The 25,176-nt window shown below is 51.7% G+C and carries 26 protein-coding genes; 9 read left to right on the forward strand and 17 right to left on the reverse strand.

Annotated features, from left to right (window positions below):
• Nucleotides 1-121: 121 nt before the first annotated feature.
• From KP814_RS12170 to KP814_RS12190, 5 genes are all read left to right on the forward strand, one after another.
• Entirely contained in the window at nucleotides 122-1,030 is a 909-nt protein-coding gene (locus KP814_RS12170) for a LysR substrate-binding domain-containing protein (RefSeq protein WP_253938321.1), read from the forward strand.
• An 18-nt stretch (nucleotides 1,031-1,048) separates the two neighbouring features.
• Entirely contained in the window at nucleotides 1,049-1,447 is a 399-nt protein-coding gene (locus KP814_RS12175) for a hypothetical protein (protein WP_216737026.1), read from the forward strand.
• A 56-nt stretch (nucleotides 1,448-1,503) separates the two neighbouring features.
• Nucleotides 1,504-1,797 carry a hypothetical protein gene (locus tag KP814_RS12180; protein ID WP_216737027.1) on the forward strand — a complete coding sequence of 98 codons (294 nt, stop codon included), beginning with the start codon at nucleotides 1,504-1,506 and terminating at the stop codon, nucleotides 1,795-1,797.
• 132 nt (nucleotides 1,798-1,929) lie between these two features.
• Nucleotides 1,930-2,229: a hypothetical protein gene (locus KP814_RS12185; RefSeq protein WP_216737028.1), complete on the forward strand. Its 300-nt coding sequence runs from the start codon at nucleotides 1,930-1,932 to the stop codon at nucleotides 2,227-2,229.
• 91 nt (nucleotides 2,230-2,320) lie between these two features.
• Entirely contained in the window at nucleotides 2,321-3,046 is a 726-nt protein-coding gene (locus KP814_RS12190) for an SOS response-associated peptidase (protein WP_216737029.1), read from the forward strand.
• A 35-nt stretch (nucleotides 3,047-3,081) separates the two neighbouring features.
• On the opposite strand, the gene KP814_RS12195 is transcribed toward KP814_RS12190, so the two are convergent.
• The 12 genes from KP814_RS12195 to KP814_RS12250 form a co-directional block, all read right to left on the reverse strand.
• Nucleotides 3,082-3,693, reverse strand: coding sequence for a C80 family cysteine peptidase (locus KP814_RS12195; RefSeq protein ID WP_216737030.1), 612 nt, complete (start codon nucleotides 3,691-3,693; stop codon nucleotides 3,082-3,084).
• Nucleotides 3,694-3,809: 116 nt separating this feature from the next.
• Nucleotides 3,810-4,817: an aromatic ring-hydroxylating dioxygenase subunit alpha gene (locus KP814_RS12200; protein WP_216737031.1), complete on the reverse strand. Its 1,008-nt coding sequence runs from the start codon at nucleotides 4,815-4,817 to the stop codon at nucleotides 3,810-3,812.
• Nucleotides 4,814-5,893, reverse strand: a complete 1,080-nt coding sequence (locus tag KP814_RS12205; RefSeq protein ID WP_216737032.1) for a GNAT family N-acetyltransferase — start codon at nucleotides 5,891-5,893, stop codon at nucleotides 4,814-4,816. Before KP814_RS12205 ends, KP814_RS12200 begins: the two co-directional genes overlap by 4 nt.
• Entirely contained in the window at nucleotides 5,887-7,047 is a 1,161-nt protein-coding gene (locus KP814_RS12210; protein WP_216737033.1) for a hypothetical protein, read from the reverse strand. Before KP814_RS12210 ends, KP814_RS12205 begins: the two co-directional genes overlap by 7 nt.
• Nucleotides 7,035-8,285 (reverse strand): F390 synthetase-related protein, encoded by a 1,251-nt coding sequence (locus KP814_RS12215; RefSeq protein WP_216737034.1) that lies wholly within the window; start codon nucleotides 8,283-8,285, stop codon nucleotides 7,035-7,037. Before KP814_RS12215 ends, KP814_RS12210 begins: the two co-directional genes overlap by 13 nt.
• Before the next feature lie 10 nt (nucleotides 8,286-8,295).
• Entirely contained in the window at nucleotides 8,296-9,162 is an 867-nt protein-coding gene (locus KP814_RS12220) for an MBL fold metallo-hydrolase (RefSeq protein ID WP_216737035.1), read from the reverse strand.
• On the reverse strand, nucleotides 9,131-10,111 hold the full coding sequence (locus KP814_RS12225; protein WP_216737036.1) for an NAD-dependent epimerase/dehydratase family protein: 981 nt from the start codon (nucleotides 10,109-10,111) through the stop codon (nucleotides 9,131-9,133). Before KP814_RS12225 ends, KP814_RS12220 begins: the two co-directional genes overlap by 32 nt.
• A complete protein-coding gene (locus KP814_RS12230; RefSeq protein ID WP_216737037.1) occupies nucleotides 10,108-11,094 on the reverse strand; it encodes a 3-oxoacyl-[acyl-carrier-protein] synthase III C-terminal domain-containing protein in 987 nt (328 codons plus the stop codon). The genes KP814_RS12225 and KP814_RS12230 overlap by 4 nt, the downstream gene beginning before the upstream one ends.
• A 435-nt stretch (nucleotides 11,095-11,529) precedes the next feature.
• The gene (locus KP814_RS12235) at nucleotides 11,530-12,018 is read right to left on the reverse strand and encodes an acyl-CoA thioesterase (protein WP_127973136.1); all 489 of its coding nucleotides are present in this window, start codon (nucleotides 12,016-12,018) and stop codon (nucleotides 11,530-11,532) included.
• A gap of 267 nt (nucleotides 12,019-12,285) precedes the next feature.
• Nucleotides 12,286-13,026, reverse strand: a complete 741-nt coding sequence (locus KP814_RS12240; protein WP_216737038.1) for a hypothetical protein — start codon at nucleotides 13,024-13,026, stop codon at nucleotides 12,286-12,288.
• A gap of 30 nt (nucleotides 13,027-13,056) precedes the next feature.
• Nucleotides 13,057-13,782: a hypothetical protein gene (locus KP814_RS12245; RefSeq protein ID WP_216737039.1), complete on the reverse strand. Its 726-nt coding sequence runs from the start codon at nucleotides 13,780-13,782 to the stop codon at nucleotides 13,057-13,059.
• A complete protein-coding gene (locus KP814_RS12250) occupies nucleotides 13,776-14,960 on the reverse strand; it encodes a hypothetical protein (protein WP_216737040.1) in 1,185 nt (394 codons plus the stop codon). The genes KP814_RS12245 and KP814_RS12250 overlap by 7 nt, the downstream gene beginning before the upstream one ends.
• Before the next feature lie 291 nt (nucleotides 14,961-15,251).
• Between KP814_RS12250 and KP814_RS12255 the strand changes: the two genes are divergently transcribed.
• Complete coding sequence (locus tag KP814_RS12255) at nucleotides 15,252-15,980, forward strand: 4'-phosphopantetheinyl transferase superfamily protein (protein ID WP_216737041.1); 729 nt, start codon at nucleotides 15,252-15,254, stop codon at nucleotides 15,978-15,980.
• Between the two features lie 41 nt (nucleotides 15,981-16,021).
• Nucleotides 16,022-16,705 (forward strand): DUF4274 domain-containing protein, encoded by a 684-nt coding sequence (locus KP814_RS12260; protein ID WP_216737042.1) that lies wholly within the window; start codon nucleotides 16,022-16,024, stop codon nucleotides 16,703-16,705.
• 22 nt (nucleotides 16,706-16,727) lie between these two features.
• Here the strand turns inward: KP814_RS12260 and KP814_RS12265 are convergent, their stop codons facing one another.
• The 4 genes from KP814_RS12265 to KP814_RS12280 form a co-directional block, all read right to left on the reverse strand.
• Nucleotides 16,728-17,642, reverse strand: coding sequence for a pirin family protein (locus tag KP814_RS12265; RefSeq protein ID WP_216737043.1), 915 nt, complete (start codon nucleotides 17,640-17,642; stop codon nucleotides 16,728-16,730).
• A 77-nt stretch (nucleotides 17,643-17,719) separates the two neighbouring features.
• Entirely contained in the window at nucleotides 17,720-18,322 is a 603-nt protein-coding gene (locus KP814_RS12270) for an SAP domain-containing protein (RefSeq protein ID WP_216737044.1), read from the reverse strand.
• Nucleotides 18,323-18,449: 127 nt separating this feature from the next.
• Nucleotides 18,450-19,853, reverse strand: a complete 1,404-nt coding sequence (locus tag KP814_RS12275) for a PQQ-binding-like beta-propeller repeat protein (RefSeq protein WP_216737045.1) — start codon at nucleotides 19,851-19,853, stop codon at nucleotides 18,450-18,452.
• Nucleotides 19,810-22,098: a PEP/pyruvate-binding domain-containing protein gene (locus KP814_RS12280; protein ID WP_216737046.1), complete on the reverse strand. Its 2,289-nt coding sequence runs from the start codon at nucleotides 22,096-22,098 to the stop codon at nucleotides 19,810-19,812. The genes KP814_RS12275 and KP814_RS12280 overlap by 44 nt, the downstream gene beginning before the upstream one ends.
• Before the next feature lie 576 nt (nucleotides 22,099-22,674).
• On the opposite strand from KP814_RS12280, the gene KP814_RS12285 reads away from it, so the two are divergent.
• Nucleotides 22,675-23,397 carry a hypothetical protein gene (locus KP814_RS12285; protein ID WP_216737047.1) on the forward strand — a complete coding sequence of 241 codons (723 nt, stop codon included), beginning with the start codon at nucleotides 22,675-22,677 and terminating at the stop codon, nucleotides 23,395-23,397.
• A gap of 176 nt (nucleotides 23,398-23,573) precedes the next feature.
• The gene (gene tmpT / locus KP814_RS12290) at nucleotides 23,574-24,212 is read left to right on the forward strand and encodes a thiopurine S-methyltransferase (protein WP_216737048.1); all 639 of its coding nucleotides are present in this window, start codon (nucleotides 23,574-23,576) and stop codon (nucleotides 24,210-24,212) included.
• Nucleotides 24,213-24,287: 75 nt separating this feature from the next.
• Here the strand turns inward: tmpT and KP814_RS12295 are convergent, their stop codons facing one another.
• Nucleotides 24,288-24,989, reverse strand: coding sequence for a hypothetical protein (locus KP814_RS12295; protein WP_216737049.1), 702 nt, complete (start codon nucleotides 24,987-24,989; stop codon nucleotides 24,288-24,290).
• Nucleotides 24,990-25,176: the final 187 nt, after the last annotated feature.

Consider the following 25,176-nt stretch of genomic DNA (forward strand, 5'->3'; position numbering starts at 1 on the left):
TGCGCTTTATTGACAGGTTTTGAGAGGATTATGAGACGAACTGACTGCCGTATCGAACGATATACTTATTAGTACAACTTATAAATAATGAGTGGCGCTTTGATCGAATCTGAGACTCTTGATGATGGATAAACAACTTCTTGCCGACCTGCTTTACCTGGAGGCGATAGCGGAGCAGCAAAGCTTCACCGCCGCCGCATCCGCCATGGGCGTCAGCCAGAGCGCCATCAGTCAGAGCATCAAGCGTATGGAAGCCCAGCTCGGCTTTCCTCTGTTGGAGAGAACCACGCGACGCATGCGATTTACCCCTCAGGGAGAACGTTTGCTGTTGGGCGTTCGTAAAGCGCTTGGCGAGATCAAAGGCGCCCTGGACCAGATTCATAGCGAACGGGAAGAGGGTGTGCTGCGAGTGGAGACCTTCTCCACCTTCGGGATGTACTGGCTGTTGCCCAGGCTGCCGGAATTTCACAAACAGCATCCCGGTATTCGCGTGTATCTGAATACGGAAGAGAGTATTCGTCCCGCCGGATCAAGCGACGCGGACGTCATGCTGCGATTTTCCTCCGCGCCGCCAAGCGGTTTTTTCAGTCAGGCGCTGGGAACAGAACGAATCTTTCCGGTTTGCAGTCCTTTGCTGCTTCAGCAGTATCCTGATATCAGCGCTGCTGAGATGTTGCGTCAGGCCACCTTATTGGCCACGGCCAATGACGGCTCGGATAACTGCATGAAAAGTTGGGCGCAATGGTCGCGACGCACAGGCATCGACGTCGGCGAAGATATAATCTATTTCAGTCGCACGGAACTGGTGCTGCAAGCCGCCCAGGCAGGCCAGGGCGTAGCGCTCGGCCGCACCTACATCGTCGCAGACGCCATCGCCAACGGCAGCCTGATCGCCCTGGACGCAGACCCGATCCCGGCCCCCTTCACCTACTACTTCGCCACCCCCTATGAACGGGCGGGCTGGCCGAAGGTGAAGAAGTTTCGGGAGTGGTTGATGGGGTTGTTGGTGAATTCAACGGAACTAAAATAGCGGCGTTAAGAGAGAAATATGCATTTAAATAAACGTAAGAGGCTGGATCAGCAAGGCATCGATCTGGACTATCTGCAAAAGCTGATGCGCTCGTTATTCCCTAAAAACAATGACTGTGCGTCACAGGCGGATCTGAGCGAGGTCTTGGACGAACTGCTGCAGTTTGGAGTTCGAAGCCAAAAAGAGCTTCGGCTGTTGATGAAGAAATATAGACACTGCTTATTAGCCATAGATAAAGAGCCGCTCGATCGAATTCATCAACGGATTTATCGAGAAGATATGGGCGACGCGGCATATTTGGACGCAATAAGGCGGCAATACTGGTTTGGCTATCCCGCACTGATCCGCATCGCCATGGAAAAGGAGTTTGGCGAGGCGTATGAACGCTATAGCGAAACAAGAGATCGTACTGCCTGAACCTGTCTGGCGCTGTAGAGGCGCATGATGATAAAACGCTCCGTGAAGTGAGAATAATGCTCAAAAAACTATTCGAATCAGATGTTCCCCTGTTCATGATCATCATATTGTTTGCAGTACATACTCTCCCCTTAGCATGGGCGTGCAGGGTCGCCTGGGGAGCTGAAGAAGCAGGATATTTACTCACCGTCGCCGTTTCTAAATTCCTGATCGGGGTCGTTCTTCTTCCCGCTTGCCTTTTGCTGGTCGGGCTGTTTCTCAAGTGGCTCGACCGGGAGTTTAAACTCGGCAACATGTATTTTCTGGGAGTGTTTATGACAGCGGCGGCTAAATTGAATGGGACCTTGTAATAGAGATAGAAGGGACGGCGAATGAAGGTGCTACCGTGTCCGCAATGTGGCGCGAACATCGAAACAAAGTGGTGGAGAGTCATGTCATTCCACTGTCCGGCTTGTCGTGCGCACCTTCGAATAGAAGACAAGGTGGTTGATCCTCATCAGTACAACAAACGCAAGATGGCGTTGCTGATATATTTCGTGACTATTCCCTGGATCAATCTGGCTGCTGAGAAATATATAAGTAAGGCCTACTTACTCTTCATCTCTGTCGGAATTATTTTGTTTGTATTTTGGCGGATGGGACCGGAGAAAAGCGTCTCCGGGAAGGAGATAAAGTATGTCAAAAACGCTGAGACGTCTGTAAAGCCTTGGGTTTTTGCCGTAGCTGTAATAGGTTTTATCATCTTTATATTTTCCATGCTGTTATTGCCCTGGCTTAAATAACCTTGGTTATAGGTAGCTCAAGCATTTATTTTGCTCCCTTTGTGTTGAGGAGAGCGATTGTCGGATAGTCCCAACAAGGAGTTCTTACTCAATGTGCGGCAGATTCAACGCCACCGCCTCCGCTGAAATCGTTGCGGCGATGGAAAGTTTTGGCTTTGACGCCACCGGCCTGCGCAAACGCTGGTTTGGCGATATGTTTAATATCGCGCCGACGGAAGCGGTGATGGTGGCGATTCAGGAGGGCGGCAAGCGCTATTTGCGGGAGATGCGCTGGTGGCTGACGCCCCATTGGGCGTCGGAAATTTCCAATAAGTTCAGCATGTTCAATGCCCGGGCGGAAACGCTGGAGAAAAGTCGCGCGTTCAGCGGGCCGTTTAAATACCGACGCGGCGTGATACCTGCGTCGGGGTTTATCGAGTGGCGCACCGAGAAGGGCGTTAAGCAGCCCTACTATCTAAAGCCCCCCTCTGGGAACTGTTATTTCGCCGCACTTTGGGATGTCTGGCTGAAGGAAGAGCACTATCTGGAGACCTGCGCCATTATCACTACCGAAGCCAGCGACTCCATCCGCTGGCTCCATGACAGAATGCCGGCGCTGTTATCGCCGGATCAGTTCGACGCCTGGGTTGATCCTGCGACGCCGTTGAGTGAAGTTCGCGCCATGCTGGTTCCGCGCGATTTGAGCGATTGGGAAATCATTCCCGTTAACCCGTCCATCGGCGCCGCAACCAACAAAAGCAGCGATGCTATTCAGCCGGTCAATACAACGGCAAGCGATGAAAAGCTAACTCAGTTCGAACAGGCGGAGCTGTTCTGATATGACTTGTTCTGATGTAAATGACCGCAGGCGACTCAACATATTTCCATCATATCCGCCGGCTCCCTCACATTGGCGATCACCTGCTTGCCGCCGTCCCATGAAAACAGATATTTGGTGTTATCGCCCTGATGCTGGTAACGCTCTCCAAATCCACCGTAGTTAAAGCGGGTTTCCTTCTGACCCTGCGCGTTGACGATCATGGTCGCCGGACGGGCGCTGACATTTGCTATCACCCCGTGTTCCTGCTTCAGGTAGTTATGAAACGACGCCGCGAAGCTGTTGGCGGGATCGAAGTTGGGCTGGGTGGCGTTGCCGGCGGCGTAACACACGGTCAGACTGATTTTCTTGATTTGCTTCAGTCCCGGCGCGGCCTTATTGGCGATGAAGCCCGCCACCGCCTTGCCGTATTTTCCCGCACAGGACACACCATTCAAGTCGCCGTGTCCGACGATCTGGATACGTGAATTCTCCGTTAGTGCGCCCAGGTTTGCGCTATTGATGACGACATGGGTTTTGGTCGCCACGTCATATTCAACCAGTTCCGATTTGTCAGGGTGCTTTCGATAGAGATTGTTTCCGAAAGATCGCAGGTTATCCTTGGGCTCAGTTAACAACACAATAATCAGCTGTTTATCGTAGTTCATCCTTTTTATCTCCCTTGTTTGACGCCCGTTTTTTGCGCAATTACCGCGCAATTCAGGCTAATTCTCCACGCGGAAATTAGATAGTTAAGGTTATTCAATGATCACGGTTGTTTGGATCAGGGAGTCGTTTGGAAGTTCAACTCTTTTATAGCGGAAGGGCTGGGCGACTGACCATGCAGCAGCGCCCACAAGGGCCGCGCCGCCACATCCGTGTGGGAAAAGAGATAGCGTTCGCCATAGGTCTGTTGCGCGAGTTGCTGTTGCTCCAGTATTTGTTTGTCCTGGATATAAAGCGTGTGAACGAAGGGCTTGAACAGCGCAAAACGCAGGGCGGCGGGCATCCATGAGCGGGGGGCGTATAGCCTGACGAAAATACCGGTGACTTCGGCGCTGTGGGGGATAAAGTAGAGGGCGGAGCGAAACAGCAGGCGCCCGTTCTTGAGATAGTCCAGTTCCACCAGCCCGGGAAGTTTGAAGCGTGCGATGTTCTGATCCACACCCGGATCGAACAGCCGGTTGATCCAGCCATTCTGCTTTTGCGTCAGCACATAATGGGTTGCAAAACCATCGGCGCTGACGGTCTGCTCAATCTGCATTTGCTGGGGCCCCTGACTGCGCAACAGGCCTTGATGGATATAGGGCGTATGACAGGGGTCGAGAAAATTCTCAATGGTATGAAACAGGCTGCAGCGGATACGGCGATACGCCTGAGTCCAGACATAGCCGGGCAGTTCGGAAAAGCCAGTCAGCGGTTCGGTTGGCGTAGATTTCAGGCAGCCCCATATCAGTCCATCCCGTTCCTGCAGGACATAGCTTTGCAAGGTTGCGCGCGCGCCGCATCCCGATGATCCGGGAGTGTGGCGCAAGCGTCCCGCTGCATCGAATTCCCAGCCGTGATAGCGGCAGGCCAGGCGATTGTTGCAGATATTTCCTTGCGACAACGGGATCAAACGATGGGGGCAACGGTCCTGAAATGCGCAGGCTTTGCCTTCCAGTCGCGCCAGGACCAATGGCTCTCCCAGCAAATTCACCGCGATGGGCTTATCGCGCAATTTCGCCGCAGGCAGCAAAGGGAACCAACCGTCAGTGACGCCGGAATAAGGAAAACCCTCAGGCGCGCTCATAACTCGAACTTCTCCAGAATGGGGCGATAGAGTTTCTCCGTCAGCAGAGACAAGCCGCGCCAAAATGCGCGCTGATAAGGCCCAAGATGAGCGACGTAAACATAACTGTATTCGATTGCCGCCTCAGCCCCTCGCAGCTTTTTGAAGTCCGGCGCGCCGGAGCTGAGATTGAGTTCCAGATTGTTGTCCATGGCGTAGCGGATCACGAACGCCATGATGCGCCGATATAGCGCCATTTTTGCGGGCAAGCGGGTGTCATAACCGACTACGGGCGCAGTCAGGGTTTGGTCGACGCCGAACAGGCCCGCCACGCCCAACAGCTCATCCTGGTGAAACAGGCCGAACAGCTTCAGCAAGCCACTGCGACTGAAGGCGCTGAGATAGTCGGCGCTAAAGCGCACATTATGGAGACTGTACTTCTCCAGATAGAGCTGGTTGTAAAGCTGCTCCGCCCGCGCCATTTGCGTTTCGTCATCCGGGTCCAACTCTTTGAATGACCAGTCGGGCTGGCGCAGCAGACGATCATCCGCGCGGGTGTTGTTTCTGTTCCACCACTGCTCGCGATCAAGAAACAGATATACCTGGCGACTGATGATCGGTAACCAGCCGTCCTCGCGCGCTTGTACGATGATGTCAGGGTGCTGTCGCGCATTCAGCGAGCGCAACATCAGCGCATGATTGGGAAAGCGATGCAGGGCTTGCTCACGCAGTGCGCGTAGGTTCAGCTCGCGCCAGTTGGCGCTGTAAAAATTGGTGGAGAGACATTGATTGTTGAGCACCTGCAATCGATCCACACGCGCCAGCTTGAACGGCCATTCCAGCAAATGCGTGAGGCCAAAGCAGAAATAACGTAACAGCGCTGACTCCACTTTCGGCAACTCATCGCGGGCGTAATAGATAATCTGCGTCAGCGGCGAAACCACGTAACAGTTCTGTGGGTGGTAGTCATTGACGCTGGCGGGCGCCACCACACCGTTTTGTTCGTAGGCGACAATGTCCGTAGTGAGATTGCGGATCAGTCCGGGTTGCTGCATCAGCTCGACAAAGCGGCGATGCAGCTCATTGGCCTCTAGCATGAGGCGTCCTGCGCGGGATCTGCGTCGACATTGGCTTCAGGGCCGTCCCATTCAATGTCGAAGGTGCTGGCGTCGGTTAATGGACGCCTAAAGCGGGCGGAGCGATAAAACATCTCCGTCAACGCCAGCCATTGCGCTCGTTGCAATAAGGGCGTTTGCTCATCGGAAAGGGCGTCCTGGGCGCGGCGGTAGTCATGCAGCAAACGGCTGAACTTGCCTTGCAGTAGCGATGGCGCGCCAAAAAACAGAGGCAGCGTGGCGCCGATTCGAAATGGTTGAGCCGGGCCCGGCGTGTATGCAAATTGGCCCTTTTCATCAATTCGCAGGGTCTGCCGCAATAAATGCAGTCCACTGGTGGCGCGCGGGTTGCACTCCAGCACGAACAACTGGCCGGCCTCCTCAATGAAATCAAACGCGGCCTGTCCGTGATACCCCGTGCTTTGCCCAAACTGGCGGACGAATTCTTCCAGACGCGGGTCCGTATAGGGCTCAAAGTAACTGGCGGCGGCCTGATTAAAGCAGTATTCCGGTAGGTAGGCCTGATGCGCGACCAGCTTGCCCTGATCGAAAAGCGCGTAGTTGCAGATCGCCTGGCCGACGATTTTGCGCTGCTGCACCCAGGGGCGGGCGGCGCTGATCTGCGAGGGCGTAAGCGCCGCCTGATGCGGATTGCGAATTACCTGGCGGCCGAAACGGGAGTACACGGGTTTCAGGATCGTGTCGGGATTGTTCTCTATCTCATCGGGGCTGCAACGCAGATGGGTTTCCGGCGCCTGCACTTCCCCAAGTCCATGCATGATCGACAGACTGTCCAGCTTGCTGTGCAGGCGAAAAAGCAGTTCTGTTTCCGGCATAAACCAATGGGCGTCAGCCTGCACATGGGGGCGCGCCTGGGCCAGATAAAAAATTTCTTCACAGGTAGGGATCAGCAGATCGACTTTATGCTCCCGCAGCAGACGCTCCAGCTCGCGTGCGTAAGCATTCAGATCGCCTTTGGGCGGCGGCAGACGCAGGTAGCCCTGCACCCCTTGCAGGTAACGCCCCAATGGCCAACGCAGGTTATCCGCGAGCCAGACCTGATGACCGGATTTAATCGCGATGCGGGCCCAATCCAGCGCGACAGGCGCACGGGCGCCAGTGATCAGGACGACCATAAATTGATTACTCTGCGTTGTTTCTGTGAGGGCGTCCATTGTGGACGCGGACTGTGTTCAAAACTGAGGGCTTGGATTACGCCCAACTTTGTCAGTGCGGCGCGTATTGCCTGCTCTATATCAACGTGGCGGCGGTCGCTTTCAATGCGTAACCGCGTCGCCTCAATCTGGCTGATGCGGTAGTCCAAAGGCTCCGGGCTGGCCAGGGCGGCGGCGCGATACAATAAGTCGGGTAATACCGTCACCGTGGAAGTCTCCCCCGGCAGTTGCAGGACATCGCCCGTACGGCCGCCGATGCTGCGGAGGGCGCGAAACACGCCGGGCTCATCGCCGGCCTCGATCACGTCGTCCAACAGGTAACGAATAATCGGTTGGGTGCGGCGACGGAAGTCGGTGACGATGGGTGAAAAGTGCGTCTTCTCCGGATTCAACCAATGCGGCTCGATATGCACAAAATCTTCGTTCCATCGCAAGACGCCATCCTGTTGTGTACAAGCGAGAAAGCCTTCGGTGCACTGATAAATCTCTTTGATCGGGCAGGCGAAGCGCTTTTGCAACAGCGCTCTATCGGAAGGCGTGAGCACCTCGGCGCCGGAAATGATTAATTGCGGTTGCAACCTGTCGCCATACTGCGCACATAGCTGCAACGCCTGGGCGCTGCCTACCAGCAGGGTTGGTTGAAAGGCTTCCAGCGCCGCCAGCCATTGTTCCTGCGGCTGCGTCAGGTCGGCATAGTGAAACTGAATGCGGCCTCGATTGACGGTCTGATACAGCGGACTGTCCGCCCGTAACAGCAAGGCGATGCGATGACGTCCCAACAGGCTCGGCAGGAGTTTGGCGAAGATGACGCCAGCCCATTCCAGACGTTCCGCGCGGGAGGCCAGAAACAGTCCGCGTCGGCCGGACGTGCCGGAGGAAAGTCCTACGGTGACGTCGCCCAATTGCGATCGGCTGAAGTCCCGACTTTGCTCCGCTTCAAGGGCGATGTCGAACAGATGGTCCCGCTGCAGGCTGCGCGTATTCAGCTGATCGAAGTTGTCCATCATCAGCGCTTTGGACATGATGGGAAAATCCTGCAGCGGCTTGCCCAAATACCCCTGATAGAATGGCGCATGGCGGCACACCCAGTCCAGATGGCGACGCAGTCGCCGCGTTTGCCAGGACTCCAGCTGCTCTCGGGACTGAAAGCGTCGATAGCGACTGGAGATAAAGTGGCGGAGTATGATGAGCTTTTCCATCGGCGCGCCTTTAACTGATCCAGCCTTGTTGTATCAGAGGGCCAAGCGTGTCCTGGCAATGGGACGGCGCAAATATGACTTTGTCCGCCATGTCGCGATAGCAGCGACGCAATTTTTGCAGCGTGTCGCAATAGGCCTTGCGGTCGTCGCAGATGATGTTTGCCAGCCAATGTTGATCTACGCCATCGCGCAGGTTGTCCACCAGCCAACAGGCGTCCGCGAGTAGAAACAGGAACTTGTCCTGCAAACGAACGAGTAATCCAATCTGGCCGGCGGCGTGGCCGGGCAGGGCGACCAGATACAGCGTTTGATCTCCGAACAGGTCGCGGGCGCCCAACCCGAGAGGTCGCGTCGGCATATCCAGGATATCGCCCAGATCCAAGGGAAAACTCTCCGTGAATGACAGGCGTGACTCCGCTTGGGCGGGGAGCAAATCTTTCAGATAGCCTTTGCGCAATCGACGCAGTCGTCCGGTTTGTGTGAGGTAACGATGGCCAGCGGGATGGCAGTGCAGGGTCGCCTTTTCAAAGTCACAGACGCCAGCGATGTGGTCGGCGTGAAAGTGGGACAACACCACATGCCTGACCTGATCCGCGGCGATATTCTGCGCCGCTAGCTGCTCTTTCAGGCTCTCTCCGTGTTGCAGGGAGCAGGGCGTCGCCAGCGCATAAAAGCGCTCAGGGTAATGCTGCGTGCATTGAGAAAAACGTTGATGGTAGCCCGTGTCGAACAGCAGTACGCCTTCCTGGGGGTGCTCGATCAGGGCGACGCCGGCGGGAAATTTGCGCGGCGCCAAACCCAGCCCCGGTTTCACCATGAAGCCGGGGTGGACGCAATGGCCAGCCTCAAACAGCCTGACTCTGACGCCAGTGGACATAGCGCTCGATTCCTTCAGCGATGGATACGGCGGGCGCGTAGCGGAGCTGGGCGCGCGCTTTGGAAATATCCAGGGTTTGATGATAGTGAAACAGGCCCGCGCTGTAGCGGGTCAGCTTGGGTTCAGGCCGCCCGGGCAGACGCGCCCGCAGCCACTCGGCGCCGGCGATTACCGGCGCCAGCGCGCCATAGGGGAGCGTTTTAATCGGCGTAGGCTGCCCCATCGCGTTGAAAAGCTGGGTGAGCACATCCAGCAGCCGCACAGGCTCGCCATTGCTGATATTGAAGACGGAGCCCCGTTCAACAGGCTGTTGCAACGCCAGGATCGCCGCATCGGCGACATTATCGACGTAAGTGAGGTCAATTTCGGGATTGCGGGCGGAAGGCAGCCAGAGTGCGCCATTGCGTATTGCGCCGATGATGCGGGGCAGAATGGCGTTGTCGTGAGGGCCGAATATACCCCTTGGACGCAGGATGACCGTATGCATCGGACTGGCGGTGACGAGGTGTTCCGCACGGGCTTTGGTGGCGGCGTAGTCATTACAGAAACGAGGGCCAAGGGGCTGGGTTTCTGGAATATTCAACGCATCGCGGAACTGAAAATACAGGCTGGGGGTGGAGATGTGCACGAACTTCCGCACGCCGTTGGCCTCCGCCGCCGCCAGGATATTAATGGTTCCGTCGACATTCGCAGCTTCGAACTCCTCGCGTGTTCCCCAGGGACTCGATAGCGCCGCACAATGGATGACGGCGTCCACGCCTCGGCAGGCTTGATGCAGAAGCGCTTGTTGTTGCAGGGCCGCTGGAGAAAACTCAGCGCCGGTTTCCGAGGAGATGCGCGCTCCCAGAGATTGATTCCGACCCATAAAACGGATGTCGAAGCGGTTCTTATACTTGCGCACGATAGACTGGCCTAACATACCGGTTCCGCCGGTCACCAGGATCTTCACAGACTCAGCACTCCCAACCCCAGCGACAGGCCCGCCGCCGAGCCAAATAACATCACTAACTCACCGCGGGCCACATGCTTGTTACGCAGCAGGTGGTCCAATGCAATGGGCAGTGACGCGGCGACCTGGTTACCCATGGTCGCAAACAGGTTGACCACTTTGTCCTCATCCAGACCAAGACGATGAACCAGGTGCGCGAGACCTGCGTGACTGGCTTGATGGGGTACGATATGGGCGATATCGGATAGCGTGAGTTGTGCTTTTCCCAGGCCTTGGCGGATGAAGTCTGGCGCGAGTTTGGACACCATTTTGTAGAGCGCTTTGCCCTGCATCTCAAAGTAGCTGCCTTCCGCAACGGCGTCCATGGGGTTACGAGTGGGATGCAAGCCGCTGCCACCCGCGCGAATCTGGCATAGGGAATATCCCTCCGGGTAAGTCTGAAACAGACTGGTCAGCAACCCTGCGCTGTTCTTAGAGGCTTCCAGCACAAAAGCGGCGGCGCCGTCTGCGAACAGGGTGGCTGTTTCGGGTTTGACGTCCTGAACGCCAATCTTGGCTACTTCGCTGGAGACGATCATCACCCGTCGATAGCGGCCGCTGGCGATGGCGCAATGACTGAACTCCAGCGCCGCCAGGAACGACAGGCAACTGGCGTTGACGTCCATTGTGGCCAACGGCTCTGCGATCCGCAGTTCCGCCAGGATGCCGGCTGCGTTGTAAGGAAGGGCTTGATGGGAAGTGCCGCTGGCGCAAACCAGCAAGTCGATATCCGCCCACTGTAATTCTGCTCTGTCCAGAGCGGCCCTGGCGGCTTCCGCTCCCATAAACAGTGCGGTTTCGTTCGGGGAGGCGTAATGGCGGTAATCCACACCGTAACGTCTACGGCAGGTACCAGGCTCCAGACTTAATCGTTGATCCAGTTCTTCCGCTGAAATTCTGCCCTGAGGGAGATAACAGGCGCTGGACCGTATAACAAATGACATCTTAAATCTCGTGCAAAGTGTTTTGAGAAACCACGTACAAACACCTTTCTACCGAATCCGGTATTCCGCGTCAGTGTACCCTTTGTCGTTAAACTCCTGTTTCGGTGGCGACCACCCGCCATGCTTGGCCGATAGATCCTCATCCATACTTGATTTTTGCGAAACTGTCGAGAAATTAAGCGATATTGACGTTGAAGATGTTTTGTCAAAGCCCTGCGTCGCAACATGGAGTGAGGCCCAAACCTGGACAAGCTGGCCGGTTTCAAACATTGCGACGGAGTGTGGCCCGGGCGGGCATATTAGTGGAAAACCGAGGGGACCGAAACAGCAAAATTGAGGCGAAAGTGTTAGGGTTTGTAGAGCTGGCTTTAGCTTTTGGTCAACGAGCAGGTCGCCTCTGATAACAAGGCGGCCAGCTTGCCTTTGGAGGAGCGGTTACTCGTTGAAGTAATCCTTCATTTCCTCGTCGATTTCCTGACGCAGGCTCATCAGCTTCAGGGCGTAGTCGCGCAGCTTGACGTCTTTCTTGGTTTTCGGCTCCCACGTTGGCACTTTTACCGGTTTGCCGTCGCGATCAATGGCGACGAAGATCATGATGCAATGCGTGGCTTTTTTACGTTCCTGTTCAATAGGATCGCGGCAATAAACGTCGATGGCGAGGTGCAGACTGCTCTGACCGGTGTAAATCACCTTGGCCTGCACCTCCACCAACATGCCGATATGGATAGGGCAAATAAAGCGGATACCGCCCACATAAGCGGTCACGCAATAGCGTCCGCTCCATCCGGCTGCACAGGCGTAGCCGGCGAGGTCGATCCATTTCATCACTACACCGCCGTGCACCTTGCCGCCGAAGTTGACGTCAGTGGGCTCCGCGAGAAACTGCAGCGTCAGTTGTCGTTTATCCGTCGTTTGCGATGACATGGCTTTACCCTTGTTAACTGCTCAAAAACGTCAGGCAATGCTCTAAGTATCAACGTAGTAGTCGCCTGATTAAATAATAGCTGTCGAAGCACTATAAAGCCCGCTAACTGTCCGGATAATTAGACATATGATCTAAGCATTAACCCTGTCGGACTAAAGGTTAAGTGAGCTGGGACAGGGTCAGAGATGGCAGGGATAGCGGAGGTAGCATAGAGCGAGTAATAAGAGGAAAGAAAAACGGCGCATCAAGCAATGCGCCGTCAGAAATTACTTGTACTGCTCCATTTCCGCCAGAGTTTCTGGGGAATATTGGATGTGGAAGTGTTCTAGGAAGTCTTTGATATAGGAAAGTAGAAGATCGTTATAGTTATCGATCATGTTCCCATCGGGTGATGAGAATCCGCCAAAGCTGAACCCTAAAGTGAGAGCATGCTTGCTGCTCAATGGCGTCGCCAAGCAAAATGGGTGTGGCTTCACACTTGGATGTCCCGCCTGGGCATAGCGCCACAGAGAGTGGTTTAATTCAAAGCTATTGAAGTCGGATTTGCTTTTAGGGTAAACCCACATGTGCTCAGGGCTGGGCTCAATCTCATACAGCGCCAGCTCTTCCAGTTTGTCCTTATCAAGAGGCGCGAAGTCTTCTCTAAATAAGTTAACCAGCCATTGATCAAAAGCAGCAGGGGAGAGTAATGAGTCGCCTGTTTCCTTATCAAGCGACACTTCAGACAATTTTAAACTAAAGTTGAGAGTGCCTGCATTAAACGGACTCCCCACTAGCTTATAGAACCAGCCTTGCTTTACCAGGAAGAGAAATTTGAGACTGCCTTTAGCCCCTCCTGACGTATAAATTCCAGGGGCCGTTGTGTCTATTTCTGAGGGAGCTAAAATAGACGGGGACTTCAGCTCATTCGAAGGTAGACGAAGCGTAATCAGGCTGTCAGCTAAGCTAAAGCTTACTAAAGGACAGTTGTTATAGTCTGGCCCAAATATCTGTGATTTATTCAGCACTACATCATCCTATTGAGTGGCGTTGCGGAGCTATTTGTATAGCTCCATTTCCGCCAAGGTTTCCGGAGTGTATTGGATGTGGAAGTGTTCGAAGAACTCTTGGATAAGGCGTTCTAACAGAGTGTCTACGCCTTCAGGGGAACCAATTTGCTCATCAAGAAATCCAGTTAGATTAATTCCGACATTGATAAGATGGTCTTTGGTTATGGCGTTGCTAAACCAGTAAGTCAACCGAGGCATACTGGGATGACCATCCTTGTATCTTATCCAGTTATTGCCATTTACATTGTAAGAATGAAGATCCTCTTCCTGTTTAGGATAGATCCAAAGTTGCTCGTCCAGATTTGGATCCCTTTGTTTGATTAGCTCATCATTATTGTCCCTGAATAATGAATCACTAAAACTTAATATAATGTTATTTAGATTGGATGGGTTTAAAAGGGAGTTTATTTTGTTCTGAACGATAGGGACTTTCCATAGAGTGACGGCGACCATTATGGTCCCAGCATTATATGGAAGGTCTTTGAACATATAGTTCCACGAATAATTTAACAAATTTCTTGATAATATGCCTAGATTAGCTTTTTCTTGATAGGTGTCGGGAGCATATATGTCAAGATTGCTTGGCGCTTGAATAGGCGTGTAAGTGCTTTCATGCGGGGGAACCCGCATGAGCAAATGTGTGTCTGATAAATTGAAAGTGACAAGAGGTGACTTTGAATAATCTGTAGATAAGACGGCATTTTTTATCACCACGATGATGTCCCTCTTGTGCGGTTAATTATATCCATGAATGTAGCAATCATCGGTGTGTTCATCATAGCCATCGCATTGCTAATGTTTTTTCCTGTATGGCTAGCTTGGTCTAATAATCCTTTTATAGATTGATTGTAGTTCTTCTTGTTTAGTGCGCCAATAATCCTTAATGTTTCTGCATTTCTGTTGCCTGCTCTAGATATAGAGGCCATTGACGCCCGAGCGCCAGTGCGGTTGATTTTTACTGGTGTATCATGGAGTTTTGCATCCATGGTGTTAAGGTTGCGTAATAATGGCGTTAGATCCATTGAGGGGTCAACAAACTGAAAGGACTGTTTATATAGTTTATATTGTTTGCTATACGGCAATTTTGCAACGGCTTTGTCAAGAAGCTTGGCTCCGTCGCCTTCAATTACCCAGTTTAGAGTTTCCTCTGATCCTGTATTCTTCTCAAGATATCTTTGAGTGTTAACAAGAATTTCGGCAAGCTCTTTGGCTGCGTCTTCAATTCTAAACGTTTTTTGAGTTGGGGTTATCCACACGCCTAGTTCATTGTGTAGGTAGGTGGGAATATAAAACAGATCAAAGCTGGCTTTTCCACCAAATTGTGCCTGTTCTATGTGCTCATTTGATAAGTGATCTGCCGCAGCTTGTACGCTAGAGTGGTGGCCATTAATTGCAGCTTGCCTTGACCCTATGAAATCTTTATTGCTTTTTACAATTCTTGAAAACGGTCGTCCAGAATCAAAATGTACGTTGTGTAGACCGGTTGGTGAACTATCATTTGAAAATGCAGGCCTAATATTTGTTATATAAACGCCAGCTTTTGACTTACTATCTTTACCTACTTGAAATATTTTATAACAGACCTGAACGTTCTTGATTAGCGTCATGTGCTCAAAAGCGCTTTTTAAGTTATTACTGCTAGATAAGCCGCCCGCTAAGCTTCTTAACTGGATAATCCCTCTGATTATCGCCTGTCCGTCTGCGCCACTGGTATTAACCAGAGAAAGAAAAATAGGAACTAGTCCTGTGTTGATGTAGATTTTTCTTCCAGTGACGCCACGTGTATCAGAAGAGAATAGGATGAATGCGCCATCATCGCCTTGGTTGAAGGTTGATCTGTTTGGTAAATAGCTACCAGGAGCTATTGGAAGGTTGGTGAAGGTCTCAGACATCTGCAAACATTCCTGTTAAGTATCAATAAAAACAAAAGATTAACAAGATGATGAGACAGCCGTGGGGGGGATTGCAGTGGTAGCTCTTGGCTGTGCAGATTCGGCGCCTCATCCCTAAGGAAAATTGGACGAAATTTTATTCGATTTACCGATTTTTGAAATTGGGCATGGGGGTTAGGCTATATGGATTAATTCTTGGCCAGCTTGTTTTTGATGGTCGCGTTAACGAAAGTCGCTATGAGTGGAGCCGGCTAGTATCATGGCGCTTTTGTATGGCCAAGGGGCACGGAAGTGGACGACCGCGTGTTGAGCGATTCAACTGACCTGTACATCAAGCACCTTTCAGAACGGAAGATTCCCGGGTTTCCGGGGGTATGTTTTCAATGTGAATTTTCCGTGGATCGCTATTCAGATGACATGGTGAATCACCTTCTTGGGACGGATTTGCCTGATTCAATGGATCGGGCGGTGGCGAAACGCAGAGCCGAGTTTGTTGCGGGACGCTATGTGGCGCGGCGTGCTTTGATGGCGTTAGAGGCCACTGATTTTTCTGTCGGGATTGGCGAGAACCGCGCGCCTGTTTGGCCTGAGTCATTCACCGGATCAATCAGTCATGCGCAGGACATGGCTATTTGCGCCGTGGCTGATAGTGATCAGGTAACAAGCGTCGGCATTGATGTGGAGAATATGCTCAGCGAAAAAGTGGCCGCGGATATTGTAGGATCTATTCTCACCGATGCGGATTACCCGTTTGTCGGCGGCGCTTCTCATCCTGATCCGCGTATGCTTACCCTTATCTTTTCGGCAAAAGAAAGCCTGTTTAAATCGCTGTATTCCGACGTTGGATATTACTTTGGTTTTGACGCCGCAAATATGGTGTCTATTGATGAGAGGGAAGGGCGTTTCCAAATCGAACTGGCCCAGGAACTGACTCCTGCTTTGTGCCGAGGATTGCGTTTTGAAGGCCGCTTTGAGTCTCTGCAAACGGGCGTGCTGACTTCAATCATTCGTTTGAGATAGTGTAAGTTTAATCCTCCGAAAATAGCTCGATTACGATGCTTATGAATAACGATTACTCTCCAGAAGTCAATGCTTGGCTTGATAAGATCAGGGGCTCTTTGCAAAGCCGAATCTCAAGCTATGAGCAGTTGGTTCCGAGCGAAAAAAGCAAATACCCAGATACGCGAAGCTATTTGATCTGGACTGTAGAAAAACAGAAAAAGTATGGCTATCCAGGGCCTGTAGCGCGTGACGTGGATCATCTATGGGATGAAGCCAGACCCAAAGTGAGAAAGGAGATTGGCGGTAAGGCGGAAGCCGCACTTGTGGCGGCGGAAATTCTCAGAGACGAGTTCGGGATAGATATCGTGGAACTTGTTCTGCGCCACTCGCAGCCTTGTTATGGTTTGCAGGATCAGCTTGATGAGATTGACTGGGATACGGAAGAAGAGTTGGGCTATAAGAAAATCGCCAAGTTGATTAAAGATAAGAAGCTGGATCGCGGCAGCGCCTTGCAAATTTATTGGGAGTTTGCGCCTGAGTATTACACTCAATATGCTTCGGAAAAAGACATTGAGGACAGCCATAAGAAGAAGGCGTTTAAGTTGATTAAAGCCATTGAAAAGCGCTTGCTGAATAATGACTTCGCGACCAATCTGATTTCCTACCGTCCATCACCGGAAAATGCTGAATCTGAAAACCCGAAGTGGCGTATTCCTGATGAGCTTAAAGCAGCGAATTTATAACGCCGCAGAGTTTATTTCCTTGCTATTCCGGCAAAGGAATAAATTCATCTTCATCTCCTGGAACCTTCGGAAAACGTCCGTTTTTCCAGTCCTGTTTAGCTTGTTCAATACGCTCTTTGCGGCTGGAAACAAAGTTCCAGTCGATGAAGCGTTTATTRAAAGATTCACCGCCGATAAGAACAAGGCGAGTGTCCTGAGTCGCTTCCAGGGTGATGTCGGGTTCGTTGGAGAAGAACGCCATGGCGTATTGTGGGAGCAGGTTGTCTCTGGCTTTCAGTTCGCCTTGCGCCACATACACGGCGCGTTCTTCCGTCTGCGGTAGTGTGAAGGTTTGTCCCGGTTGCAGGTGGGCCTCCAGATATAAGGTTTCTGCAAATACTTTTACCGGGGAGGCCACGCCGCATGCGCTTCCCATCATTACCCGCACGTTGACGCCGTCCACGGTGACCTGCGGAATACTTGCGCCGGGATAATGGTAAAAAGCCGGCTCGATTTCCTCTTGGTCTTCGGGCAGCGCAAGCCAAAGTTGCAGTCCGTGTACGCTATGATCCTTGTTGCGAATTTCCGCTCTTTCACGCTCTGAATGGACGATGCCTCGGCCTGCGACCATGAGATTTATATCTCCGGGCTGGATTGGCTGAACGCTTCCCAGAGAGTCCCGGTGCAGTATCTCGCCGTCAAACAGATAGGTCACAGTTGCAATGCCAATATGCGGGTGTGGGCGGACGTTAATGCCGTCTCCTGCGGAGAAATTGGCTGGCCCCATATGATCGAAGAACACCCATGGCCCCACCATTTTGCGTTTGGCGGTAGGCAATGTCCTGCGCACCGAAAAGCCGCCGAGATCTTTCTCCCTGGGCTCGATAATCAACTGGATAGCGCCGCAACAGTCTTTGACGTCACATTCATATTCGTTCTGTCTGGTCAGATTGCTCATTGCGCCTCCTGGGCGTCTGTTTCGTCTTGGCTATGCGTATTCAGGATAGTTACTTTCGCGTCGTGCCGCCCGGGCGTTTAAGCTTTGCTCTGCTTATAGGCCTGATACGTCTTCTGGGCGGGCAGGGTTTTGAGCGTTTCCCAGGCCGCCATGGCGTCCGCGCGCGTGGCGCCGGCGTTCACCGGGTCCGCCAGGAAGTCTGTGATGAAATTGTTGAATCGCGTGGAGGGAATGCGCGGTAGTTTTCCGGGCGTGGTCATTAACTCGAATAGTTTATTCACCAGGTCCTGATAGGTGATGCGCTGGTTGGCGCCGATTTGCGCCTTGCGCCAGTCATTCAGCCAATACCACTGACCGGATTTGTCTTTCACTTGCGGGTCGCGCTTGGCGATTTCCTCACGCAAAAACGCTTTGGTGGCTTTGTCGCTGACATAGTTAATCACGAAGGAGTTCGCCGCCAATTTATCGCGAGCGCCGCTGGTCTGCCGATTAGCGACGTTTTTTGGCAGCTCGCCCTGAGCGGCGCCGAACAGATGAGATTTAATATGCTGCTCAATTTCGTTCTTGCGTAACGAGCCGGTTTTGATCCCCAGAGATTGCGCGAACTCTTTTAATTCCGTGGCGTAGAAATACCCGTTCTCGAATTCTTCCTGTGATATGCCTTTATGAAGTTTGGTCAAAACGGCTCCTTGTTTTATTCGGAGGAAATATGAAAGGAGCGTTAATAGTCGTTAAATCAATGGATTAGTGTCAAGTCGCCAGGCAAGAGGAGCTTGTAGGTCAAGCTCCTCCAGATAGGGTGAAAGGTTAGATCTTCGCGGACTTATAAATGCTCCCCTTCATCCCAAACAGGTAGAAGGCGTCGTCTTTGACGAGGGGGTCTGCGTAGATGAGTTCGTCCTGGGCGAAGTCGACGTTTTCCCGGACTTCTCCGCTTTCCATGTTGATGATGAGGACGCCGCCGGTGCGTTTGGCGTAGATGATTTCCTTGTCGTTATAGAACTGTAGTGAGGAGTAAGAACCTTTTTTGATGTCTGACTCGATTTCCCACTCAAGTTTGTTATTGATGGCGTTCCAGGCGTACAGATTGCCGTAGTAGTCATTAAAGTAGATGGTGTCGTTTTTAACGATAGGTTTGCCCACGACGGGATAGTTGATGACGAGGGAGTGGGCTCTTTCTCCCGATTGGGTGAAGCAGGAAAGACCGCCGACATGGGTGTCGATATGAATTTCACCCTGGATAAAACAGACCTCATCCTGTACTCGCACGGGCCCATACCAGGCGGACAGAGGCAGCTCTTTCTTCCATACAACAGAACCGTCTTTCAGGTTCAGCTTATAGGCGAAGGGTCTGTTGATGCTGAATCCTTCCCTGGGGATGCCGCTGCCGATATAGACATAGTCGCCATGCACCAGTGCGAAGCCGTCCATATGGCCGCCTTTGAATTGCCAGATTTTCTCCATCGTGTCTGGATTGATGGCGTAAAGGCCATCTTCTCCTGCGGTTTGCAGCAGGTAATCCTGACCATCGGCGTTGGCGAATACAGGGAATATCTCTGTGTGTCCATTGGTCTTGAAGTGACCGGTGACCTGCTTTTTCTCCGGATCGAATTTATACACGCCCATTCCATGCGACTGATGCAGGCCTTCCCCAAAGTACAGGTAGTCTTTATAGAGGGTCGGGCTGGGCGAGAGAAACTTGCCGAAGAACAGCTTGTTTTTGATCGTGCCTGTATCGGCGTCGGCGACGTACAAGTAGCCCTCATTGGTGCCGAAGAAAAGCTCGCCGTTCACGATGGTTCCACGGGCGAAAACGCCTTCGTCCTCAAGGGACTGCTTCCAAAGCGCGCGGTCGCCCTGCTTGGCTTTCTGATGATAGCTGGTGTCCGAGTTGGCGAACTTCTGCACCGCTTGCGGAACCGGGCCGTTCTTCACGTAATCAACGCCAAGATAGCCGGCGTATATGGCAAGATTCAGCGCGCCGGCGGCGAACAGCACTTTCGGCTTGAGCAGCAGCTCCAGCAGCTTTTTGGGGCCCTCGGCTTTCAGCTTCACGCCGAACATCCCTGCGATGAAGGTGGCGACCACGCTGAGGGCGGTTCCCAAAAAAGCCAGGGGCAATAATACCGTTGGAACTATAGCGTATTGATAGCCTTCGCTGAGGGTCTTAGATGATGCGGATAGTTCCATCATTTCCGTCAAGCCAAACATTCTCTCCTCCTTTAAATTTGTTATGGCAGTTGATGATTCCACTCACAGCAGGAATTCCCATTTCTCTCGCAACAATGGCGCAGTGCGACAGCACGCCGCCTTTTGAAACAATAATGCCCTTGGCTTTGGTGAAGATTGGCGTCCAGCCCGGATCAGTGGATTCCGCCACGACAATCGGGTTCGCCGGCCATTTGATGTTTTTCCATTTGTTCGGATCATTGATGACCAGCACTTCTCCTTTAACCAGCCCGGGAGAGATGCCCTCGCCCTTCAGGTTATCGTTCTGTGGCTGCCGGTTATTCAGGACATTCTCGATTTCCTGAATAGAGGTGACGGCGGAAAAATTGAAATGCTTGAACAGCTTGGATTTGAGTTTGCGTTCTTCTATGCGCGCAGCATACGCCGCTCTATCGAAGCGGATGATTTCTTCTGCGTTCAGCCAGAAAATATCATTGGAAGGCAATTCATAGCGTTTGCCGAATTCCAGCAGGATATAGCGGAAATGGGCGAAGGGTTTGAGGATCGCCATTTTCCATTTTTCCCGCAGCTCCAGCAGGTCTTTCAGAAGCTGCCACTCTTCCAGAACCAGTGTTTTCTTGAAGGTTTTAAACTGGTTTATTTCATCTTCGACATCGATAAAGGTGTGATTGTTTTTGCCTTTCTCATAATCCTCCACGCTGAGATCGTAAAAGGCGTCTTCGCCCAGTTCGATCCAGCGTCTGGATATCAGGTCCAGCTCGCCAGGGCCGCGATGACCGTATTTCTCCAGAAACATGCCACGCAACTCAGGCTTGGCGCAGGCCTTTTTGAAATAGCGGCCCATTTCGAAGGTTTCGGTTCTAATGCCGTTGCCGGTCCATTGCCGTATCAACTCCGCCGCTTTCTTGTCGTTGAAGATATTCGCCAGCAGAGAGTGCAGGGTTTGAATCGTGGTTTCTGTCAGGGAAATCAGAATGTAGGGCCAGACCAGAGTATCCCGGGTGAAAACGATCATCTCTTTCAGCAGACGGCCTTTCAGATCGTCGTCGCTCCAGGACTGGTAGTAGCTCAGGTCGTTAGGCCTGTCCATGACGGTGGAAAAACTGATCAGATCCTTGCTGGCGAGATTGATGAACTCTTTCCTGTGAGTGTTCACGCTCAGACCCGCCGACACCATTTTGAACACGGTTTTGGGAGTGTAGAGAATGGTCTTCAGGTTGATCTTGGAGACATGGAACTTCAGATGAGGCCTGGGCAGCGGCTCGATGGAGTAGGGCATGGGCCCAAAATAGAGCGGCGCCAGTCGGGTGAGGTTGACGTAATTCTTGCCGAAGACGTTATCCAGAATCGATTCGCCTTCTTTCATGTCGCGAAAGCCCAGATAGCCGATCTTCTGCAGCGCTTTGTCGAAGGCGGCGTTTTTCTTGAATGAGTCGCTCCAAAGCTCGCTGGAGAAAATGCTGGGGTTAATCGAAAGCTCGGCGAAGGTTTGCCCGTCCCAGGTAGTGTCTTTGCTGTATTGGGTTTTCAGGCGCTCCAGTTCTTCCAGACCGAATTTTTTGATCTGTGAGATGGAGTTTTTGGCGGTGATGGGGCGCGCTTGCAGCAGGTAGACGACGCCCTTGTCGTCAATCGCCCACTCGATATCGAAATCCTGATGATATTTAGCTTCCAGCTGCCGGGAAACGTTGACGATTTCCTCGACCTGCTCTGGTTTGATATCGTCGCTGCCGCTGTTTTCATGAATCTGCCTGGGCGTCTTTTTGCCGGAGACAAGGTCTTCTCCCACGCCGTTGATATATTCCAGCAGCCAGCCTTTGTCTTCATCTCTGGGATCTTTGGTGAAGAAAACCCCAGCGTATTTGGCGTCGATCATTTGCTGGATCACGACATTCATGGGGACGGCTTTGGCGGAGCCGAGGAAGTGTTTGCGATAAGTGGTGGAAGACTCTTTGAGAATGGAGTCGAAGCAGTTGTTAATGGCGGTGACCAGATCTTCCTGGTTTCTGATAAATAGAAACGTGGAGTTTTGCCCGGCGAAGCTGTGTTCTTTGGAATCCTCTCCGGTTGCGGAGCTGCGTACGGCGACGCAAAACTGATCTCCCAGTGTTTGATAAATGGTTGCAAGCTCTTCCTGGCTGGGTTTGGCGTCCAAGATAAAACCTTCGGGGACGCGAATTCCCATTTGCGTCATCATCGCCAGCATATAAGCCTTGCCGCCTACCTCTGTTTTTTCTTCTGGTAGTGACGAAAAAGAATAAATCACAATAACTCCCTTTAATTGCAAAATATATTTTATGTAAATTTTGACGGGCTATAACATACCATGGCTATTTTTAACTTCATCCGTATTAAATGCGGATTATTTGTTTTTTAATATTTAAATGTTGATTATGTGGCTAATAGGGTGGCAATAAATATTCATGCATTGAATATGCATTTGTTGTTAGTAAAAAATAGTTTTTCTGGGCCAAGAGTATTAAATGGCTAATTATTCGCGGGAGGTGTATGTGCGTTTCTCATTGTTATTGTTTTCCTTGTTGGTATAAGCCGGAAAGGTAGCACTGGTATCTTTTAAGCGCTGTGATTTGGATCATTTTTGCGGGAGAGGGAGCAAAACTGCGCAGCCTGAAACCCGCTGACGCCTCTGTTCAGCGATAACATAAAGCCCTCCCTGCAGACGGTTTCGAATGAAGTGGCGGTCAGTCTCAAACGGAAAAATTTCTACGTAAAAAACACGAACCTCTTAAGCATCACTTAAGTTTTCATCGTTAGTCTGGTTCCCCAAGAGAGTTATGGCCTGCAAGTCGCAACAAAGCCTGTTCACCTTTGAGTGACCTTCTTGCCGCAGATTTGGGCGATAGCCTGTGAGAGTAAAAATAAGTTGTTAAAAGAGGAATGGATGATGCCTACAGGTGATCAGATACTGGCGAGAAGAATTGTGGACGCGGCAATGCGCAATAAGGACACGATTGATCCGATTATTAACCGCGCGTCTTTGTCCTGTAGTGGCCAGTTGGTTGGGTTGGAGTATTGTTTAAAGTCAATCGAATCGATATTGAGTAAATTTTCGCGTTCGACTTCAGGTAGAAAGACGGTTAACGATGCCTTGCGTTACACGGTTCTGCTTCCAAGAATGGAGTACGTACAGAAATTCGAAAGCTTTATCACCTTTGTGGAGGGCTACGGTATCTATGAAAAGCGTCGCAGAAACGGATGGGCGGTTGAAGATGCTGCGCGCGGAGGATATAGAGGTATAAATTCTGTCTTTGAAATGCAGGATCATAATCCTAGAGCTGTTTCAAGTAAATTTCAGTTTGAGGTGCAATTCCACACTTGGGATTCGTTCCAGGCGGTTAAGAATATGCACGGCATTTACGACGATATTCGTGAGCTGGATAGATATGATGACGAGAGAGCGAGGGGCGAAGTCAGGGCTGTGCATACTTTCGCCTTTGTTAAGTGTCCTCCAGGGGCCAATTTATTGCCATCAATCGATTGGCGTGGGCGATACGTGCATCCTTTTGATTGGTTCGAGTTTGATCGTCGATGGAAAATGGCGTGATCAGGGAGGAGATGGGCTGGCTGCGCAGGCGCATTCATGGTTTTTCTGTCCTGCATTTATGCTTGACCTCAAGTTGACTTGAGCTTGTATGCTGTCTCCACACATTTGAAGGAGCAACGCGTAGTCTTGCTGGATATCGGCGCGATGTTCCTTTATCGGCTACAAGAGGAATCATTATGGATGCAAATTTCTGGCATGAGAGATGGGCGGAAAACAATACACCCTTCCACCAAAGCGAAGCTAATCCACTGTTGGTCGCTCACTTTGACAGGCTTGATTTAGACGAGGGTAGTCGTGTTTTTGTACCGCTATGTGGCAAAACCCTGGATATTGCCTGGCTGCTCTCAAAGGGCCATCCCGTGGTCGGATGTGAGCTGAGCGAAATGGCCATCGAGCAGCTCTTCGAGGAACTGGGCGTGACGCCTGCAATATCAGAAATCGCCGCTGGCAAACGCTACAGCGTAGAGAACTTGGATATCATCGTCGGCGACTTCTTCGAACTTACCGCTGAAGCACTAGGGCATGTTGACGCCATCTACGATCGCGCCGCCCTGGTGGCGTTACCAAAGCCAATGCGGGATCGCTACGCCAAGCATCTTATGGCGCTCACCAATAACGCCCCCCAACTCATGCTCTGCTATCAGTACGATCAAACCCAAATGGAGGGCCCTCCATTTTCAATTAGCGCCCAAGAGGTCAAACACCACTACGCCGAAAACTATGCGTTAACCGCGCTTGCGACGGTTGGGGTGGAAGGAGGCTTGAGAGAGTTGACTGAAGTGACCGAGACGGTTTGGTTGCTGGAAAGCAGGTAAGCTTCGACATCCAGAGAAAGACTCAGGGCTGACTCATTCAAACGTCAGCCCTATTGGCAAAGGCACCTCCAAGAATCACCAATCCGCCCATATCGGCACGGACGCGGGATTTGAACAGAATCTATCACCAAGCGTATCGACCAGGGAGATTACGTCAGGGCTGTTCTCATCCAGAGTCAGATTGGCCGCTGTTGCTTTGATGATGTACAGCGCGCCGCGACAGGGCTGGATTGCGTCATGAACATCGATTCCGCGAGTAATGGCCAAATGCTTACCATCAGGTGACCATGAGGCCCCGTGGATATCGTGCTCTTCGTTGTTCACCATAACTCTAAGATTAGTTCCATCAACATTCATGACGTATAAATCGAAATAACCGCTGCCTCGCGTCATTGATGTTTGGCTCATACTGAAAGCCACCTGCATTCCATTGGGACTGATCGATAGGGTGTCCCAGACATGGCTATCATTAAACTTTCTCACCAACTGCTTTTCTGGTCCAACCTGGAAATCAACCTTATAAATCGAGTCATCCTCGGCAATATATAATACTCCGCTAGGTGACCAGTCAAAGGCTCTGATATGGGAATGTTGATCCTCATAATAGCGGAGCGTGTCGCCATTTCTGTTCACTAAAACCAGCGCTGGTTTGCCCAGATTTTCCGGTTCGTAATACATCGCGATAACGCTGCCATCTGGAGAGACTTTGGGATCAACCTGAAGAACGATGTTTCCGGGTTTCACGAATGATGAAATGACATTGCCATTACGATCCATGGTATGAGTGGTTACCCGGAAATTGACTCCGTCCCCCTCAGGCAAATCGCACTATATGGTTGAATACTAGACAGTAAATTCATAGAGTACGCCCCTTTTTCTCCCCTAATAAGGACTGTTATGGGCTCTTCTTTAATTGACGGCGTTAAACACCATTTCTCCAGCCTTCCTGATCCTCGTCGAGAGA

Source organism: Hahella sp. HN01, assembly GCF_018986435.1.
In the GTDB taxonomy this organism is placed as follows: domain Bacteria; phylum Pseudomonadota; class Gammaproteobacteria; order Pseudomonadales; family Oleiphilaceae; genus Hahella.

Coding starts and splice junctions, on each gene's coding strand:
- KP814_RS12170 (WP_253938321.1), top strand. CDS start 122: ATGATGGATAAACAACTTCTTGCCGACCTGCTTTACCTGGAGGCGATA.
- KP814_RS12175 (WP_216737026.1), top strand. CDS start 1,049: ATGCATTTAAATAAACGTAAGAGGCTGGATCAGCAAGGCATCGATCTG.
- KP814_RS12180 (WP_216737027.1), top strand. CDS start 1,504: ATGCTCAAAAAACTATTCGAATCAGATGTTCCCCTGTTCATGATCATC.
- KP814_RS12190 (WP_216737029.1), top strand. CDS start 2,321: ATGTGCGGCAGATTCAACGCCACCGCCTCCGCTGAAATCGTTGCGGCG.
- KP814_RS12195 (WP_216737030.1), bottom strand. CDS start 3,693: ATGAACTACGATAAACAGCTGATTATTGTGTTGTTAACTGAGCCCAAG.
- KP814_RS12200 (WP_216737031.1), bottom strand. CDS start 4,817: ATGAGCGCGCCTGAGGGTTTTCCTTATTCCGGCGTCACTGACGGTTGG.
- KP814_RS12205 (WP_216737032.1), bottom strand. CDS start 5,893: ATGCTAGAGGCCAATGAGCTGCATCGCCGCTTTGTCGAGCTGATGCAG.
- KP814_RS12210 (WP_216737033.1), bottom strand. CDS start 7,047: ATGGTCGTCCTGATCACTGGCGCCCGTGCGCCTGTCGCGCTGGATTGG.
- KP814_RS12215 (WP_216737034.1), bottom strand. CDS start 8,285: ATGGAAAAGCTCATCATACTCCGCCACTTTATCTCCAGTCGCTATCGA.
- KP814_RS12220 (WP_216737035.1), bottom strand. CDS start 9,162: ATGTCCACTGGCGTCAGAGTCAGGCTGTTTGAGGCTGGCCATTGCGTC.
- KP814_RS12230 (WP_216737037.1), bottom strand. CDS start 11,094: ATGTCATTTGTTATACGGTCCAGCGCCTGTTATCTCCCTCAGGGCAGA.
- KP814_RS12235 (WP_127973136.1), bottom strand. CDS start 12,018: ATGTCATCGCAAACGACGGATAAACGACAACTGACGCTGCAGTTTCTC.
- KP814_RS12250 (WP_216737040.1), bottom strand. CDS start 14,960: ATGTCTGAGACCTTCACCAACCTTCCAATAGCTCCTGGTAGCTATTTA.
- KP814_RS12260 (WP_216737042.1), top strand. CDS start 16,022: ATGAATAACGATTACTCTCCAGAAGTCAATGCTTGGCTTGATAAGATC.
- KP814_RS12275 (WP_216737045.1), bottom strand. CDS start 19,853: ATGTTTGGCTTGACGGAAATGATGGAACTATCCGCATCATCTAAGACC.
- tmpT (WP_216737048.1), top strand. CDS start 23,574: ATGGATGCAAATTTCTGGCATGAGAGATGGGCGGAAAACAATACACCC.
- KP814_RS12295 (WP_216737049.1), bottom strand. CDS start 24,989: ATGGATCGTAATGGCAATGTCATTTCATCATTCGTGAAACCCGGAAAC.